Here is a 19,292-nt window from a genome sequence, read left to right on the forward strand (position 1 = left end):
TTGAATTAATTTTGAATGTCTATTTATTACTTTTTTAGAAACCCGCTATGAGAGCATGTAGTTTTCTAACGATACTCTACAAAGTTGTATAACTTTGTTGTACTTAATTTAAATAATACAATAATAAACCACACTAAATAACAGATTTGAAATAATGATATCACCAGAAAAAGCAATAGAAATAGTAAAAGATTATCTTGATAGAAATAAAATAGACTATATTCGGATATCAGAAAAAGTGAATACAGAAAAAACAAGGATACCTTATGGAACTATGAAAGGGAAGGAAATAGCAATCCATACAGTAGCGTATTATTATGAAGGTTATTATGGAGACACTCCTATATTTATAACATTAAATGCAGAAGACGGTGCTTTACTTTTTGGAGCATCATCGTCCGGATTTCTGGGTCTTACCTGATTAGTTGTATTAATTAAAAATAAAAGGGACTGTCCTTTTGAGACAGCCCCGGTTCTTAAAAAAACAAATTAACCTAACTACAATGGCTTTTTCTTATAACTTAAATAAAATACCTGTGGGAGTACGGTAAGGGAAAGTATCATACAAAACAGTAGTCCGCCTACAATCATAATAGCTAACGGCTTTTGTATTTCTGATCCCATTCCTGTAGACATGGCTGCGGGCAGTAGCCCCAGCGATCCCATTAGTGCAATCATTACAATAGGTCTAATCCTGTCGTAAACCCCTTCACTAACCGCATCATTAAGATGCATTTTTTTCCTCATGTTTTCTTTCATCACAGCTATAAGTATAATACTGTTTATGGTATTTACACCAAAGAGTATTATAAAGCCAATACCTGCCGAAATTCCAAACACAGTACCGGTAATCCATAAGGAAAGGAAGCCTCCAATAAATGCAAACGGTATTGTACTTGTGGCAATAAGAGTATCCTTAAGATTGCCAAAGTTGAAATACAGTAAAAACAAAATAAACAGTAACACTATTGGTACAATTACCGCTAATTGCTTAGAGGCTCTTTCCTTACTTTCAAATTCACCGGCCCACTTAATTGTATTTTCCTTAGGCAGTTTTACCTCTTCTGCAACTTTCTTTTGTGCTTCGGTAATTGTACTGCCTAAATCCCTGCCTTCAATATTAAAACCTATTGCTATGTACCTGCTGTTACCTTCGCGATAAATAAAGGTAGGTCCGGTTTTGTAATCAATGGTAGCAATTTCTTTTAAGGGTACGCGCTTACCATCGGTGGCAGGAATAAGTATGTTTTCTATTTTTTCTTTGGTATCCCTGTATTCCTTTTGAAAACGGATTCTGATATCAAACATCTTTTCATCATCATAAAAAGTAGAGGCTGCCTGACCGCCAATAGCCATAGCTATTACTGCCTGTGCATCGGCGGTCGTGATGGCATAACGTGCCATCTTCTCATCATGGAGTTGGATGCGGAGTTCCGGCAGCCCAATATTTTTGTAAACATTAATATCTTCTATACCTCTTACATCTTTAATGGAGCCGGCTACCTCTTCGGCCATTTTTTCCAGTTCAAAAAGGTCGTCCCCAAATATTTTTATTACAAGCGGACTTTTAACCCCCGCCACATACTCTTCTACATTATCCTGAATAGGCTGACTAAAACCAAAATTGATACCGGGGTACACTTCGAGCTCTTCCTTAATTTCGGCAATAAGTTCGTTTTTAGTTACTTTTCTGTTCCATTCGCCTTCGGGTTTAAGCTCCATGTGGAATTCAATATTAAAGAAACCGGTAGGGTCGGTACCATCATTAGGTCTTCCCGTTTGGGAGAGTATAAACTTTACTTCCTCAAATTTTGCCAGTCTTTTTTTCATTTCTCCCGTTAACCTAACCGATTCTTCCAGGTTAATGCTATTAGGTAAAGTTGCCCTTATGTAAATCGCACCTTCGTTAAGTTTAGGGATAAACTCAGAACCGTAAAACATAAAGCGTACAAAGCAAACAGCAGAAAGTGCAATGAAACTGTAAATGGTCACTTTACGGTACCTGCTGCTCAACTGAAATAAACCAAACAGTTTTTCCCTAAAAAAGCGCGATATTTTGTTCTCCTTTTCCACTATGTTTTTTGTGAGTAGCACTTTACACATGGCGGGTACATAGGTAAGGCTTAATATAAGCGAACCTACGAGTGCATAACCCAGTGTAAATGCCAGCGGGGAGAACATTTTCCCTTCCACCTTCTGGAAAGAGAAAATAGGCATAAGGGCAACAATAAGAATAATAAGTGCAAAAAATATGTATGTGGCAACGCTACCAACGCTCTTTTTAATAAGTCCCATTTTAGACATTTTATTAAAACGATCCATGCCAACTTTATGAGCTTTTTTCTCTAGGGTAACAAACACCTGTTCCACAATAACCAAAGTACCTTCGAGCAAAAGACCAAAGTCTAAGGCGCCCATGGAAATAAGGTTAGCCGGTAGCCCCTGTATACGCAACATTATAATAGCGAAGAGAAATGATAACGGTATTACCGAAGCTACAATTACTGTTGTACGCCAGTTATACAGGAAAATAAAAACTATAAGTGAAACTAATAATACGCCCTCTATAAGATTCTTGCTAACTGTATGTACGGTATGGCTAACCAGTTCTGTACGGTCTATAAATGGTACTATTTGTACGTTAGAGGGTAGTACCCTGGTATTAAGTTCGTCTATACGATCTCTTAAACTTTCAATTACATCGGCAGGGTTTTCGCCTCTAAGCATAATAACTATGCCTTCAACCACATCGGGGTTTTCATCAAGTCCTGCCTGTCCTAATCTTGGTTTTGCCGAAATAGAAACATCGGCCACGTGTTTTACCAGTACTGGTGTATTACCAACGGTTTTAATAAGGATGTTTCCAATATCTTCAACCTTATCTATAAGTCCTACACCACGCACCACATAGGCTTGGTCTCCACGCTGTATAACATCTCCGCCTACATTGATATTACTGTTTGAAACAGCTTCAAACACATCTAGTGCCGAAAGGTCATAATTATTAAGTTCGGTAGGGTTTATTTTGATTTCGAAGGTTTTTTCCTCACCACCAAAGCTTACTACGTTTGCCACACCGGGCACCGAAACCAGTTCGCGTTCAATAACCCAATCCTGTAACGCAGTTACCTCTTTAATAGGCAGATCACTTTTAATTACATACCTAAAAATTTCTCCGGTTGCCCCGGAAGGCGGATCAATCTCTGCCTCACTGCCTTGGGGTAAATCGATATTATTCAATCTGTTTGAAGCATATTGCTGTGCATAAAAATCATCAACATCTTCATTAAATAATACGGTTACTACCGAAAGCCCAAAAAGAGATATGGAGCGTACTTCGGCTTTTTTAGGTACGGTATTCATTGCCTTTGTAATAGGCAGTGTAATAAATTTTTCAACTTCCTCAGCACTACGTCCCGGCCATTGTGTAATGATACGGGCCCTTGTATTGGTTACATCGGGGAATGCTTCGATAGGGGTATGTATATAGCTTATAATCCCGGCACCTAAAAGCACTGCTGTCATAAAAAATACGATAACAGAGTTTTTAAGGGAAAAAGCCACTATTTTCTGAACTAATTTTTGCATGTGTAATTTGGTATTAGCCTTGTATTAGTTAGTTGCTTTTAGCTGTTCATAAATAAGAAGGTGGTTTTTAACAATAACTTTTTCTCCCTCATTAAGTCCGCTTTCAAAGTATAGAAAGTCCCTGTTTTTTACCGTAGGGCTTATTTGCCTTCTTTCTATATGGCAATCATCTTTATATACCATAATGTAGTTTTGATTGTTGTCAAAAATCAGGGCTTTGGCATTAACAGCAGCCATTTTGGTATCGCTGTCTTTTTTATTTATAAGTATATCGGCAGTAAGTCCCGGTTTAAGTTTTAAATCTTTATTATCCATTACAATTCTCGCCTTTAGTACATGTTCCTCGGCATCAAAAACCTGTGAAATCACGGTTATTTTTCCGGTAAAGGTTTGGTTAGGGTAGGCAGGCGTAGTGATGGTTACATCCATCCCTTCATGTATATCTTTAAGATTGGCAGGATATACATTAACCATAACCCATACTTTAGACAGGTTTGATATAGTAAAAAGTGGAGCATCGTTTGCAGCAATCTGCATACCCGGACTCACATTTTTAGAAACGATATATCCTGTTACCGGAGCCTTTATCTGGAATACTGATTTTTCGTTACTAGCACTGTATAACGAAAGGTTTTGTTCTACATTTTCTAAAGAAGATTTCAAAACATTCACTTCGCTGTTAGCCTGTACCAATTCGCTTTGTGAAGCTATTCCATCGTCAAACATAGATTGTACAGATTGTAGTTGCCTGTTAGCTACCTGTAGTTGTGCCTCTAACGATTTGCGTTCTGCCTGTAGGCTGTTAAGTTCGGTACTTTTAATTTCGGCCAGTACATCTCCTTTTTTTACATAGTCGCCAAGCGAGAAGTAAGTATTGGTAATAAGTCCGCCCACAAGGCTGGAAAACTGAACGACATCATCAGTATTATAAGTTATATTACCTGTTAGGGAAAGGTTTTCGGCTACAGTTTGATTTTTTACTGTCTCTATTTCTATTTTTTCTTTAAGCTGGGTATTAAGGCAAAAGTTTTCGGTATTACGTTGTGCAGTTTCTTGCTTTTCAGAACAACCGCAAGCCAGTACTAAGGTTGTTGCAGCGATTAAAAATGTATGTTTCATAATGATTAGTTTAATTCCTGTCCGCTGGTATAGCGTAGCTCTTCCAAACGTTCGTTAAGCTGTTTTTTTGAAGTAAGTATTATTTCTTTATTTTTAATGTAAGCCTCTACATAATCAAGGTATACAAGCAGACTGATATTACGGTCACTAAAATTTTTAAGGTGGCTTTCCAGTATCATATCAAGATCTTTATCATAACCGTTGTCAATACTTTCATAAAGTTGTCGCGCATTAGTAAAGTTGCTGTAAGCCTGTACTATTTCTGCCTGGGCGCTGTTAAAAGTTTGTTCTTTAATTAAGTTACTTTGCTCTATAGCGTGTTTTGCAGCTTTAATATTCCCTTGGTTTCGGTTAAAAAAAGGAAGGTCTATAGCGAAACCAACACCAAAAAAGTTATTCATGATATTACCACCCCTGTCATAAGATGCCTGTAATGTAATATCAGGGGTTCGTAAGGCCTTTTCGTAGGTATATTTGTTATCACTGTATTGTTGTGCCAGTTTGGCAAACTGTAAATCAGGACGGTTGTTTTCAGCTTCGTTGATGATGTCTGCCAGGTTTAATTCATTGACTGAATTTAGATTAGGTACAAACCCTTCATTTTCCAGTTTTATATAGCTTCTGGCAGGTAAGTTCATAAGGATTTTCATTTCCTTTTGCAGTGCATTACCCTCAATGTTCAGTTCGTTTAATTCGTTTAGAAATTCCAGTTCAGATGCTTTTAGCCTCACATATTCTGCCTGACTGATATTACCCTGTTTTACCTGAGATGAATAAGCACTAATAAGCTTCCTTACCGATAGTAACTGTTTTTCATAAACACTTTTTTGCTGCTGGTTAAACTGTAACGCGGTAAGATTGTTTCTGAATTCGGTTTTTAGGCTTCGCAGTATGTCTTTGTAGTATTGGGCTGCCATTTGTACACCAACCTTTTCAATAGCTATTAGTTTTTTTCTTTTACCTGCAGTGTACACCAGTTGTTCAAGGCTAAGTCCTATTTCCTGATTACGACCGTAGTTGCCCCATAATACAGGAAGCTCTTCTGAAGTTGAATTGCTCCAAAGGTTAACTTCACTTACAGACAGGGTAGGGTTAGGCCACACTTTAGCCTGTATAACCTGTGCTTCGGCTATATCAATATTAAGTTTTTCTGCCAGGAGGCTAAGGTTGCTCTGTAAAAAAATAGTTTCGGCATCAACGCGTGTAAGCACTATGGTATCGTTCACACTATTTTGTGCCGATGCTATTACAGTACTAAACAAAACAAAGGATAAAATAAATCGTTTCAAGGCTCATGTTTTAATATGGGACAAAACTATTGTGCCCGTATTAAAGCCATATTTGTACTTTGTTAGAAAGCTATGAGAACCGTATTAGAAAACGATTAGAGTTTAGGGAAGGTAATTACAGCTTCTGTACCCTCATTTTCTTTAGAGTTGATTTTAAAGGAAACATTGTTTTTTGCAAATAGTATGGAAGCAAGTGACAGGCCTATACCGCTTCCCTGTACGTTGCCTACATTACTGCCCCTGTAAAAAGTTTCCCTAATATGGTTAAGGTCATTTGCATTAATACCTCTTCCTGAGTCCTTTATTGTTAGTTGCAGTTGGTTGTCACTGTTTAGTAATGTAATCTCTACAGGTTCATTTTCTGAGTACTTAACTGCATTTTCGATAATGTTATATGCCGCCATACCTATTTCCGATTCGTTTCCTTTTACCGTTAGCAGTTTTTCGTCTTCTATTTTTAAGGTAATACGTAATTTGGCATTAGCAAATTCTTTTACGTTGGAGATTTTATCACTAATATCCCACAGCATTTCATCTGCCCTAAAGGTTTCTTTACCTACAGCTTCAGCTTTAAGACCGGAAAGAATCATAAGGGTGTTTAATATCTGTTCTATCTCATAAACATTATTAAGTACCTTACCCGTCATTTCCTGATACTCTTCGGGAGATCTTTCTTTTTGGGCAAATACTTCCAAATGACCTGATATGGATGCAAGCGGAGTTTTAAACTCGTGTGATATGTAATTGATAAAGTTTTTTTGGGTTTTAAAAGTATTAGACAGTCGCTGTAACAGGTTATTATAGGTTTCTATCAGTTTTTGTACTTCATCGTGGGTATTAACATTTACTATGGTTTCATCCAGAGAAGAAGCCTCTATTTCATTAACCTGTTTTATAACCGTATTAATGGGTTTATAGGCAACTTTAGATAAGAATCGGCTTAATATGTAAATAACTAATAAACCTGCCAGAAGAACTATCATCATGATAATCATAAGCTCATGGGTCTGGGCTTTAAAGTCCCTGTCTGTTGCTTTTACGAAAACGACAAAGTCTCCCTGATTATCCTGATAAAAAATCCCGAAATAGAAATGATCTTTTGATTTGAACATTACCTTTCGGTTTTCCCGGGCTTTATTAAGTATTTGTGGTGTTATGCTGTTAGTACTTAAATTATCACCATAGGCAACGTTGTTTTCCTTATTGTAAACACCAACCTCTACATCTTGTATATTCTCGTTATACTGTTCTTTTATCTGTTTGTGCTGGTCAATAGGAAGCTCATCCTTTTCCAGGTAGTAAATGGCAGAAAGCAGACATATACGCTGTAAATCATTAAATATCCTTTTTTCTGAACTTTGATAAAAAGCGATATATATAATAAAGGCGGCGGTAACAAATACTACTCCAAATGTTAGCGAAGAGATTAAGGTAAGCCTGTTTCTTATTTTCATTTAACTGTCTTTAAGCATATAACCTGTTCCAACTATTGTTTGGAGTGTTGCAGAGGTAAGGTTCATTTTATTTCTAAGGTAGGATATATATACATCAACCACGTTAGTATTATTATCATAGTTAATTCCCCATACGTTATTTAGTATTTGTGTGCGTGGCATTACCTTGTTTTTGTTTTCTACCAAAAACAATAGTAGTTTGTATTCACGGGGAGAAAGATCAATGGTTTTATTGTTTACCAGTACTTTATGCTCATCTGTATTTATGGTAATATCTCCGCATTGGTGTATGTTTTGTTCCTTATCATAATTGAGTTTGGTGCGCCTTACCAGTGCATTGATTCTTGAAATAAGTTCTTTAAAATGGAAGGGCTTAACAAGATAATCATCGGCTCCCGAGTCTAGCGCATTGACTTTATCTTCAGGATCGCCTAAGGCGCTGAGCATTATGATAGGGGTGCTTTTCTTTTTATAGCGGATTAGTTTTACCAGTTCGACACCATCAATATCAGGTAACATTATATCCATTAGTATAATATCCCATTCTGAAGATAAAATATGTTCACGGGCATTTACGCCATTATCGCTTAAATGTACATTAAAGCCATTTTCAGTAAGACCCTTTAATACAAAATCACTAATTCTTTTATCATCTTCTATCAGGAGGATATTCATAAGACTGTAAGTTTTTACAAACTTATTAATTATAAATAAAATCAGGTAAAGTTAAGCCGGCATCTGTATAATTTAACTTTATATGCACTTAAGAGATTTTTCTTAATATTTAAAATAAAAAAACACCCATAATTGCGCGTTATGGGTGTAATTATAAAAACCAAATCAACATTATGAAAAAATTTACTGCTATTTTATCTGTAATGAAGGGCTATTTGCCCTATTTGTCCAACAATTTTAAAGGAATCTTTAAATGAAAGTTTAGAACCATCGGCATGGATCCATCTGTTTAAAGGTTTTTCACAAAGCATTTCCTGTGCTTCTTTGTTTCCATATATCTTTTTCATTCGCATAAAAATTTCTACATCAAATAACCATTTGGTTAAGAACTTTTTGGCAAATGTTTTCTCCACCACATCGGTAGTCATTACTTTAGCACCACATTGAGTATCTCTAAACTCCATTCCCAGTGTTTTCCTGATAATGAAATTAATGGTCATGCTTATTATTTTTCTGGCCGATTCTTTAGTAATATCGGCACCCATTCTGCTTATTCGGGAACCGCTTACCACTTTGTATTTTGAATTGGTTATGGTTTTTACCAAATCAGAGAAATCATCAAAATTGGTAGAAAGGTCGGCATCCAGAAACCCTATGTAATCAAATTGTTTCTGTTCTGCCAGGTGTAGCATTCCAAGTCGTACCGCTTCGGCTTTTCCGCCGTTTTTAGGACAGTCGTAAACGCTTATATGGCTTTCATTTCCTTTTTGAAGCTCTTTAAGTACAGCAAGGGTATTGTCTTTACTGCCATCGTTTACAAAACACAAATGATAACCAAGGTTTTTGTGTACAAAGTTTCTAAACTCTTCGCTTAAAAGTCTTTTTTCCTCATTATAACAAGGGATAACAACCCCAATGCAGGTGTTTTGAATGTATTGTTCTTTTATATTCTCTTTTCTTTGTATGTTAGTATGTCCCAGTAATCTACCTACTCTTATTCCTATTTCGCGAAGGCTTAGGGGTTTTTTCATGTAATCGTTAGCGCCAAGCTCAAAGCCAGAAACTATTATATCTTCATCAACATTGCCCGAAAGTATAATTACCGGTGTATGCTGCTTTTTTACAAAGCGTATATACTTTAATACTTCAAGCCCCGATACGTTACTGATAATTTCATTATAAGTATCCTGTAGGGGAACATGGTTGGATTGGGCAGACATGTTAATATCTGTAATTACAAGGTCGGGTTTAAAAACTTCATACTGCTCTATGGCATCATAAATGTTGTTTGAACATTTAACCTCGTAGCCCAATTCTGTAAGGCATCTCTCCAGAGACAGCAACACCAGTTGCTGATCGTCTACAATTAAAACTTTATTCATAATTCAGCGTATTAGTTGTTGTGATTTATTATCTCAAATTTATATTGATAATGAGGGTGTTATGAAGTGTTTTAGTTGAACAGAAGATTTCTGTCGGTGAATGGTAGGGATGTATAGGTACTTCATTTTAACATTACCTACTTTATTTATTATCTTTACTTTACAACAAATAACCACATCATAACGTGAGGGAAACCACAAACAAATACCTTATTTCGGCCTTACTTATAGGGGTAGTTTTCCATGCATCCCTTATGTTCTTTACGCTGGAAAATACTTATGATGCCTTAATTCATTTGTTTTTTTCCAATCACTATGCCCACAACTGGTTTGAATCATGGAATACCAGTTGGTATACAGGGTTTACCGTTATGGGATATCCGCCCTTGGTACATCAGGCAATAGGGTTGTTTTCACTTATTGGCGGACTCAAATTCGGGTTGTTTGCCGTTACCATTATATGCGTTATACTCTTCATAACAGGGGTATATAGATTTACCCTGTTGTTAACCGGTAACCGAACTGTAGCCGGCTATGCTTCACTTATAGCCGTATTTTCCTCTTCCTTTTTGGAAACGCTGCATATTTTCGGGCAGTTACCAAGTATTATGGGAATATCAATATTGATGCATTCCCTACCTGAAATTTACTTATGGGTAAAAACAGGAAGAAAACGTTACTTGCTTACGTCATTATCCCTAATTGCGGTAACGGTAACTTCACATCATGTTACACCTATTTTTGGGATGGTATTTTTTATACTCCCCTTAATAGGAGTAGCCGTTATGGATATGGCCCGTGAAAGGACAAACAGTTACAGCAGTATTACCTTCAGGCTTTTTATAGCTACGCTAATAAGTTCCCTTAAACGTATTGTTGTATTTGGCATAGGGCTATTGACCCTTGTAGTAGTGTGTATACTGCCTTACTGGATAAACTCAAGAAATAATCCTATAACCCAGGTGCCTATACCACATGGCAGCAGAGATAATTTTTTAGAAGTTACCTCTTCAGGACTTATGTTTTTTCTTATTCCGTGGGGAATAATACTGTTTATACTGCCGTATGTGTTTTACAGGTATTTTAGTAAAAGATATATATTCTTTGGGCTATCGTTAAGCATGTTGGCAATTTTAGGAACAGGAGGCACAACTCCAATTCCTTTAAAACTATTAGGTACCAATGCTTTTAATATATTAACGTTAGACAGGTTTACGCTATGGGCATCTATAGTTAGTTTACCCATGTTTGGTGAATTTGTGTATAGACTGGTAGAAGGAGATTTGAAACAGAGTTTACAACAAAGGTATGGTACAGTGTACCATCGTATTATAAGCGGAGTTTTTGCGGGCGCTTTCCTTGGTTTTGCTTTATTCACTATTTCGTTAGGCTATTTCCGTCCGTTTCAGCCACAAAAAATAAACATGCTGCCAATAGTCAACTTCCTCAATCAGGATCAGCATGACCGCTGGCGATTTTTACCGCTTGGTTTTGGCGATCAAATGGCTTACCTGTCTACACAAACAGGAGCTATGACTGTAGATGGCAATTACCATTCTGCCAGAAGGCTGCCTGAGCTTACATCAAGAGCGGTAGAAAGACTGGAAAACTCAAAGTTTAGAGGCATGGAGGGGATTGGTTCATTACAGCAGTTTCTTACCGTACCCGAAAAGTATAACCTTAAATATGTTTTTTCTAACGATAAGTTTTATGATCCCATACTGTATTTTAGCGGATGGCAGCGACTCAATCAGTTAGAGAATGGTATTATGGTTTGGGAAAAGCTCAATGTACCACCCATGCCAAAAGTAATACCTAAAGAGGAGGCACCATTACCTCTTCGTTTAATGTGGGGTATTATTCCGTTATTAACGGTGGTATTGGCATTTGTAATTAATATACAAATGTTATGGATACATGCTTTAAAAACCCGTAAAATCCCAAAACCCGACTTCTTTTTACACGCAAAAATCTATACCGGTTTCTCTAAGAGTATGCTTAGGGTGAACAGGTTTTGGGTACTGTTTATGGTTGTGATTTCGTCTTACGGATTGTATAAACTCTACTATGGCATATCGCCACAAATAAGTCCTGATAATGTGGTAAAGTCCTATTATGATGCGCTCGATTTTAAGGAGTTTGAAAGAGCTTATTCTTATATTACTCCTGATGATGACTATCCGTTATCACAGTATCTGTTGGAAATTTCGGTAACAGATGGTATTGTGAACTCATATGCCAAGCTAGATGCCATAACCGTAAACATTACAGATAAAACCAAAAACAGTGCAGGAGTAAAAGTGAAAACCAAATGGGTAACTCCGCTTGAAATTATAGATAGGGAATATGTACACAGGCTGGTAAAGAAAAAAGGGAAGTGGTATATAGTGCCCGATAAGAAAGATCCCGATATTCCGCCAGACCAGATGTTTGCCGATAATACCACACAATTTTATAAACACGGACGCAGGCGTATAACTACCCAACAAACCTATCATGAGGATGTACTGAAACAGCCCGAACTAGAAATACTTTCGGCCCGGATGATTTTTCAGGATAATAAGTATATGATAGTGGGCGAACTGCAAAACATAGATAACATCCCAGCAGATGTAACTGTAAAGGCGACCCTGTATGACGAAAATGATAAAAGGCTGGCAACACATAATGCCAAGTATGTTATAAAGCATAAACTAATGCCTAAGGAAACTACTACGTTTAAGGTTAATTTTGAAGATATTGCCTGGAAAAGTAACGGAGAGGTAAAACCGGAGACGTTTAACCCCGATGAGTTTACACCTGCCAAACTGAAAAGTGTACCCGTTAATTTTGATATACAAAGCGCGGGTAATGTAGCTACGACCGACCTATACAAAGAGGTTGCCTTAAACGATTTGAATATTGATAATACCACTATACAGGGTACTTTATTTAATTATGGTATTCAGGAGGTTACCATACCCGAGTTGTTGGTAAGCTATTACAATGATGAAAAGGAAATTATTTATACAGATCATTTTTTTATCCGAGAAGGAATAAGAGTACAGCGTAAGCAGAGGTTCAGGTATAAACTAGCCGATTTGAGCAAACTGGAACTGTTGAAATCGGGTACTGAAAACTGTTATGTAAACGGACTGCCTAACCGGGAAATGGCAAGAAAAACTATACCTTTAAGAATAGACGGACATAATGATAAGGAACTTATACCTGTAAACGGAAAAGGATACTCATATATAAAAATAGAGATTAACAACTATATAGCTAACCCAAGGTGATAAAAACTAAATCAGGTTACATAGTATTAGCTATCGCAATAGTTTTTGTATTGCTGTCTTTCGGGCTGCAACAGTCAGATAGTCGTGATACAAAAATTGCATTGTCAAATCCTCAACAGGAGTATGTTGCGGGGAGTACTATTGCCTTGTCTTTTACAGATACCGGAGGCTTAAATAAAACTGTGATGATGGTCAAATCATCTTACGGGAGTACTGTACTACAAGCAAAAGGGAATGAATTTGTACTTCCTGATTTTATGGCAGCCAAAACCGGACTGGTACACTGGTATCTTTTTTTTGATAACGAATTGAATTTACAGGGAAACTTTACTATTGTTCCTAATGCTGTTACAACGGGCATAGAAACCTACCTTGGACCACGTACTATTAATGCGGGCAATGAAAATTATACCATGATGGTAACCATACCTCTTGATGCGTTTGATAATCCTGTAGCTGATAGTACAGCAGTTACGCTTAAACATCAGTTTAGAGAAAGTATAAATGAAGAAGCACTTTACACTCAAAATTTTATCGCTTTTGAAAGAATAACTGCACCCCAAAAAACAGGGAAGATGCTCTTGTCTTCAAATTGCGGAACTGTAGCGACAAAAGAGTTTGAAGCAGATGTATATGCTGCTTTACCGGTAAATTTTACCATAAACTTTGCCCGAAATCATGAATATGCTGATGGTAACCAGTTAACTACGGTGTATACATCTGAACTGAAAGATAAGTATGGCAATACCGTAAACGACGGAACATCGGTCACGTTTATGATAAAAACCAGTAATGGAAACCTATTGAAAACCTACGGAAATACCATTAACGGAATAGCTCAAAGTAAAATACCGAGTCCGGAAAAAGAAGATAGCTATACCATAAAAGCCTACATTACGGGTATAGCCGAAAGTAATGAGGTTACAGTTAGTTACAAATCGGCATTAAAAGGCGAAATAAACTATACTTTCTCTAAAGACAAGAGGACAATAACAATAGGACCTTTACAAAGCTTTATGAAACAGCTTGTGCCTAACGGTACCACGGTTTCCCTTAAGCTATATAATAAATCAGGGCAGGAGGTAAGCACTATACAGGAATACACCATAAACGGAGAAGCCGTATTTAGCTTGCCAAAAGGAGAGTATAATGCAAAGGCATACAGTTTTGAAATAAGTGTAATGGGGCACACGCAAAAAACAGGTTTGATTCAGTATGAGAGTAAATAATAAAAACATATACAGAACAGCAATAATTATCAGTTTCATAGCACTTAATGCGCTTTTGTTATTTGGGCTAAGTAAGGTATTGGGATACCTTAATTCGGGAGCTGAGCGTAGTGATATGCTGCATTTGGAAAAGGAAACTATTACTACCTATCTGCCTAAGGTAAACTGGAGTAGCCTTGATAATCCGGGGCGTAAAATGGAACAACAGGCGTTAAAGGAGATTGAGAAAGATTATCTGTTTTCGTGGTATGTAAAAAATAACGCCCTCAAAGCTAATACTACAGAAGGTATTGCCGATTTTTATACTGATAGTGCAAGGGTGAACCTGTTTAAGTTGGTCGACTATAACAAAGCAAATAAAATAAGTATAGAAGGTACAACCATAGAACATAACCCGGCTATTGATTTTTACAGTGCCGATGGTCAGCTTGTGGTGTTTACCGACAGGAATATTGTAGAATACCAAAAAATATATCAGGATAAAAAGCTTATCAATACGGTTACCGATACTGCCAGTTATAAGGTAATGATGCTTTTAGAAGATGGTTTTTGGAGAATACGCCATATTAAAAGAATGCCACCAGAAACTGTAGTGCATGATAGTATTAAACCTCATAAACTTTTTGAGGTAAAGGGAGACAGTATAATGAAGGATGGTAAAGCCTATCTTATAAAAGGAATCAATTATTATCCTAAAAACTCGGCGTGGGATATGTATGGCGATAAATTCTCTACAGATACCATAAGGGCCGACTTTGATATAATAGCTAATGCAAAACTAAACACGGTAAGGATTTTTGTACCATATGAGGACTTTGGCAAGGCCGATGTTCAGGAAGATCGTTTGGATAAACTGGGGCAGGTGTTAGATTTAGCTGAAGAAAAGAACTTAGCCGTTATAGTAACCCTGTTTGACTTTTATAGTGATTATACTCCACAAAACTGGACTTTAACCCACAGGCATGCCGAAAAGATTGTGCAAACCTTTAAAAACCATAATGCTATATTGGCCTGGGATCTTAAAAATGAACCCGACCTGGATTTTAAAAACAGAGATAAGGATAATGTTACAGGATGGCTACAAACACTATTGCCTTTAATTAAAAGCTGGGATCCTAACCATTTGGTTACCATAGGCTGGTCCAACCTTCATGATGCGTTTTTATTACAGGATAAGGTCGATTTTGTATCTTATCACTATTACCTTAATCCAAATCATTTTTTGGATAAGTATGATGTCTTAAAAGCACAAACAGATAAACCCGTAGTACTGCAGGAGTTTGGCGTTTCGTCTTACAGGGGTTTTTGGAGTTGGTTTGGAAAAGGAGAGAACGGTCAGGCTGAGTATCATAAAAAAATGCAAGCCGTTTTTAAGGAAAAACAACTTGCATTCTTATCATGGACACTTTATGATTTTCCTGCTGTTCCAAATAATGTAGCCGGTAAATGGCCTTGGATTAAAAACAAACAGAAAAAGTTTGGGTTTTTAGATGAACACGGTAAACCCAAACCATCGTTCCTACATATCTCCAATTAATGATTTACCAAATTTGGTTTCATCAATACGTCTGAATTCTTCAAGGTACATATTGGTTATTCTTTCCATAGAAAGTGCTTTGGCAGCCTTATAATTAGCAACAGCGAGCTCCCTGCGGTAAGCGTCGTTAACCAGTATGTTCTCTATGGCTATAGATAATGATGAAGCACATGCAGGATTAAAGAATTCACCGCGATAGCCTTCATCTTCAATAAGAAGAGCAAGATCACCTAAATCAGGCATAACAACTGCTTTACCATAACTACCAGCCTGGTGCAGTACACCACTACTGCCTGTTGTGGCAGTATAAGGGAATACAACTACAGTACTTTCTGTAAAAATACGCTCTACATCATGCTCTTCCACATACCCGGTGAAAGTGATACCTCTTACATGGCTGTATTTCTTTTGTACCGCGTCAAGATATCCCGGTGTGTTAGGGCTATCGGTTCCTGCAATAACAACTTCAATTTCTTCATTTATCCTTTCACGAAGTTGTTGTGCGGCTTCTATCATTATTTCAACTTTCTTGTATGTGCCAAACTTACCGAAAGCCATAATTTTTTTCGGGCCTACTTTTGGTTCAAAGTCGGGGTATTTAACCGTTTCAAACGAACCGTGAGGTATAAGAGTTACATTATCGGTTTTGTATTTAGCATTAAGTACGTCTACATATTTTTGTATGGTAACAGCTACGGTATTGGCTCTAAGTAAACATTTGGTAAGATTAGTACCTATAAAAGAGTATACTTTTTTGAGAAGGTTACTTTTAGAAAAACCAGCCTGAGACAAATCTACTTCCTCCATAATATTGTGGAGTAATACTATAGTGGGGATTCCCATTGCTTTTAGCACCATAGGTAACATTAGTCCCATAGCTGCGGGTACTTTTTTACTTCCAAATTTTAAAAACTGTAGGTTAAACAGCACGGCATCGGGTTTTTCACTAAGTACGGTTTTAAGTATATTAAAAAAACTTAAATAGCTGTCAAACTCCCAGCATTCCCTTACCTTAACCTTGTCGTTGTTATCAAAGTCAAGCTGTTTGGGAGCTTTGGTTTTATCAGTTAATAATAGTAACTCACTGATATCACTTTTATTCACAAAATTTTTTACTAAATGATATCCGTATTCATTTAAAGTTACCTTACTGGGAGGGAACGAAGTTACAACTGCAATTCTCATAAGTAAATGTTTTTAAGGTTAGTAGCATAAAATTACTGTTGCAAAAAAGGTTTTGTAAAGGGTTTTCGTTTAGCGGAAGTTTACTTTAGATGAATGTAACCTGAGTAATGATAAAAGAATAAGTTTGGCTAAAGAGCTAAGTAATAATCATTAAGGCTCTATAAATAAGGTGATATTTAGTTTGTATATCAGTTATTTATATGAATTTTTATCGAAAATTAAAGAGGGAAGCTGTATTATAAGCAGTTATAATTGCTTACCTTTCTGTAAAATGCTTTTTAGACCCGATGAGTGGTAAGTTACTATGGATTATTTTTTTAGTCTTAGTGAGTAACTTGCAGTTATCAAACCAAAATAAAAACAGTATTATGAAGTATTTTAAACACCTTACTTATGTATTGTCATACCTGTTTTGTTTAACTGCATGGTCACAAAATATGCAGGAAGGCTTTACTCATCTTGAAACGGGCAGGTTTGCACAGGCCGAAAGTTTCTTTGAAAATGTTTTGAAGAATTACCCCGATAATAAAACTGCCAACCTTTGTTACGGCAGGGCAGTGGGCTTAAATGGTAATCCTGCTAAAGCCAATGTTATTTTTACTACAATGCTGGAGCAGTATCCGGGTGATTTTGAAATAGAACTTAATTATGCCGAATCACTGCTATGGAATAAAAAATACAGTGAAGCCAAAGTTTTTTACGCGGGGCTTATAGAAAAACAACTACAAAGCTTTCCGGCACTTTTAGGCTATGCTAATACACTTTCCAACCTGAAAGAATATCCCGAAGCATTAAGCTATGTAAATAAGGCTCTTGAGGTCTCACCGGGCAATGCAAATGCTATGGTTTCCAGGAAGTACATCCGTTTGGGATATTCGGCTATGCTGGTTCAGGAAAAACAATATGAGGAAGCACAGCTTATACTGGATGATAACCTTAAAGATTTTCCAAATGATAAGGATACACTGCTAAATAAAGCAAACATATATTTGATTACCAAACAAACAGATGAGGCCAAAGATGCCTATTCTAAAATAGCCGTAAATGCTAACGACAGTATTGTGGCTATGGCAGGATATTCTCTGGCAGATCATATAAACGGTAAAGATAAAAAAGCGCTGATATGGGCAAACAAGGCTTTAGAGAAAGCTGAAAATGTTAATGATGAGATGGTCATAAAACTAGCTAAAGAAAGGCACATACAGGCGCTTATCTGGAACCGTAAATTTAAAGAGGCAGAAGCAGCCATTGATGAGGAAAGGGCTATAAACCCAAATGAAGGTTATGTACTGGCTGCTTCGGCCACTTTAGGTATGTATAAAAGCGATTACAGGCAAAGTATTACTGATTATGAGAACATACTGGTTCAGGATTCACTTTCGTTTGATGGTAACCTCGGTATAGCTAATGCTTATTTTGCCGATGGTAAACCTGTAGAGGCTTATTCGGCTGCTAATAAAACCCTGAGTATATTTAAGAATCAAAAAGATGCCGAAGCTTTTCTTCAAAAGCTCAATACAACTTACTCTCCTTTTGTGGAAGAGAAGTTGGGGTATTCTTTTGATAATGGTAAGAACAGGGCTTATTATACTAATACTTCATTGTCAGTCCCTGTGAGTACAAAAATTACATTTAACGGTTTTTATCAGTACAGGAAAACAAAAAACGATAATACGAATGTTGAGGCCGAAACTAACGATTTTAAAATAGGAATGCAGTTTCAGGCACTGCCAAAACTTAGCTTTAATCTTGCTTTGGGTAGCAGTAATGCGAGTTCGTTTAATAACAGCTACAGTCAGTTTCTTGCCGATGTGTTTTTTAAAGTAAAGCCTTTTAAAATGCACGATGCCGAAATAGGATATAAACGCGATATACAAAACTTTAATGCCAACCTGATTGATAGTGAAATTACTGCCGATAATATGTATTTAAACTACAACGTAGGTACAAACTTTAACCTGGGGTGGTTTACACAATACTATTACACTTCCCAAAGTGACGGTAACGACCGTAACTTGTTATTTACTTCGCTGTACTATAACTTTATGTATGCTCCTGTTTTAAAGGCAGGTATAAATTACCAGTATATTAGTTTTCAGGAACGCAGACCGGAGGTATACTTTAGTCCAAAACGATTTAACGTAGGGGAGGTTTTTGTAGATTTCCTAAAGGATGAACAGGTAGCCGAACCTAAAAGCCTGTTTTATAACCTTAATGGGGCTGTAGGGTATCAGTTTATAGAAAGCGACCAAAAACAGGCTACTTACAGGCTGCAGGGAAAAATAGGCTATAAATTCACTCATCGTTTGCTTATAAACCTGTACGGACTACACAGTAACATTGCTTCTACCACGGCAGCCGGTTTTACATATACAGAGCTTGGTTTCCGTTTAAAATGGTATCTTACTTCCAAGCCATTGTTTATCAGGGGGGAAGCTGAATAAGTCCGTTAAACGAAAGATAAAAGCCTTTCGTCTTTAACAGCTTTTGTATAATCGAATAATCATACTGTCAGTACTTTAGCTATATAAATTTGTTATAACAAACAAACTCAAAAGT

Annotated in this window: 12 protein-coding genes; 5 read left to right on the top strand and 7 right to left on the bottom strand. The window is 36.8% G+C overall.

What is annotated here, in order from left to right:
* Positions 1-154: 154 nt before the first annotated feature.
* A complete protein-coding gene (locus tag GN157_RS06355; protein WP_157482257.1) occupies positions 155-421 on the top strand; it encodes a hypothetical protein in 267 nt (88 codons plus the stop codon).
* A 77-nt stretch (positions 422-498) separates the two neighbouring features.
* On the opposite strand, the gene GN157_RS06360 is transcribed toward GN157_RS06355, so the two are convergent.
* The 6 genes from GN157_RS06360 to GN157_RS06385 all read right to left on the bottom strand — a co-directional run bounded on the left by GN157_RS06360 (position 499) and on the right by GN157_RS06385 (position 9,507).
* Positions 499-3,588 (bottom strand): efflux RND transporter permease subunit, encoded by a 3,090-nt coding sequence (locus GN157_RS06360; protein WP_157482258.1) that lies wholly within the window; start codon positions 3,586-3,588, stop codon positions 499-501.
* 24 nt (positions 3,589-3,612) lie between these two features.
* Positions 3,613-4,707 (bottom strand): efflux RND transporter periplasmic adaptor subunit, encoded by a 1,095-nt coding sequence (locus GN157_RS06365; protein ID WP_157482259.1) that lies wholly within the window; start codon positions 4,705-4,707, stop codon positions 3,613-3,615.
* A 5-nt stretch (positions 4,708-4,712) separates the two neighbouring features.
* A complete protein-coding gene (locus GN157_RS06370; protein WP_157482260.1) occupies positions 4,713-5,996 on the bottom strand; it encodes a TolC family protein in 1,284 nt (427 codons plus the stop codon).
* A gap of 95 nt (positions 5,997-6,091) precedes the next feature.
* Positions 6,092-7,450 (bottom strand): sensor histidine kinase, encoded by a 1,359-nt coding sequence (locus GN157_RS06375; RefSeq protein ID WP_157482261.1) that lies wholly within the window; start codon positions 7,448-7,450, stop codon positions 6,092-6,094.
* Positions 7,451-8,125 carry a response regulator transcription factor gene (locus tag GN157_RS06380; RefSeq protein WP_157482262.1) on the bottom strand — a complete coding sequence of 225 codons (675 nt, stop codon included), beginning with the start codon at positions 8,123-8,125 and terminating at the stop codon, positions 7,451-7,453.
* Between the two features lie 194 nt (positions 8,126-8,319).
* Positions 8,320-9,507, bottom strand: coding sequence for a glycosyltransferase (locus GN157_RS06385; protein WP_157482263.1), 1,188 nt, complete (start codon positions 9,505-9,507; stop codon positions 8,320-8,322).
* 185 nt (positions 9,508-9,692) lie between these two features.
* Between GN157_RS06385 and GN157_RS06390 the strand changes: the two genes are divergently transcribed.
* Genes GN157_RS06390 through GN157_RS06400 form a run of 3 tightly spaced genes read left to right on the top strand, consistent with a single transcriptional unit; the run spans position 9,693 to position 15,548 of the window.
* Complete coding sequence (locus GN157_RS06390; protein ID WP_317163509.1) at positions 9,693-12,782, top strand: hypothetical protein; 3,090 nt, start codon at positions 9,693-9,695, stop codon at positions 12,780-12,782.
* The gene (locus tag GN157_RS06395) at positions 12,779-14,011 is read left to right on the top strand and encodes an Ig-like domain-containing protein (protein WP_157482264.1); all 1,233 of its coding nucleotides are present in this window, start codon (positions 12,779-12,781) and stop codon (positions 14,009-14,011) included. The genes GN157_RS06390 and GN157_RS06395 overlap by 4 nt, the downstream gene beginning before the upstream one ends.
* Positions 13,998-15,548 carry a glycoside hydrolase family 2 TIM barrel-domain containing protein gene (locus GN157_RS06400; protein ID WP_157482265.1) on the top strand — a complete coding sequence of 517 codons (1,551 nt, stop codon included), beginning with the start codon at positions 13,998-14,000 and terminating at the stop codon, positions 15,546-15,548. Before GN157_RS06395 ends, GN157_RS06400 begins: the two co-directional genes overlap by 14 nt.
* On the opposite strand, the gene GN157_RS06405 is transcribed toward GN157_RS06400, so the two are convergent.
* Positions 15,531-16,733 carry a glycosyltransferase gene (locus GN157_RS06405; protein ID WP_157482266.1) on the bottom strand — a complete coding sequence of 401 codons (1,203 nt, stop codon included), beginning with the start codon at positions 16,731-16,733 and terminating at the stop codon, positions 15,531-15,533. The genes GN157_RS06400 and GN157_RS06405 overlap by 18 nt on opposite strands.
* Before the next feature lie 368 nt (positions 16,734-17,101).
* On the opposite strand from GN157_RS06405, the gene GN157_RS06410 reads away from it, so the two are divergent.
* The gene (locus GN157_RS06410) at positions 17,102-19,177 is read left to right on the top strand and encodes a tetratricopeptide repeat protein (protein WP_231749066.1); all 2,076 of its coding nucleotides are present in this window, start codon (positions 17,102-17,104) and stop codon (positions 19,175-19,177) included.
* Positions 19,178-19,292 lie beyond the last annotated feature (115 nt).

Source organism: Flavobacterium rakeshii, assembly GCF_009741375.1.
In the GTDB taxonomy this organism is placed as follows: domain Bacteria; phylum Bacteroidota; class Bacteroidia; order Flavobacteriales; family Flavobacteriaceae; genus Flavobacterium; species Flavobacterium rakeshii.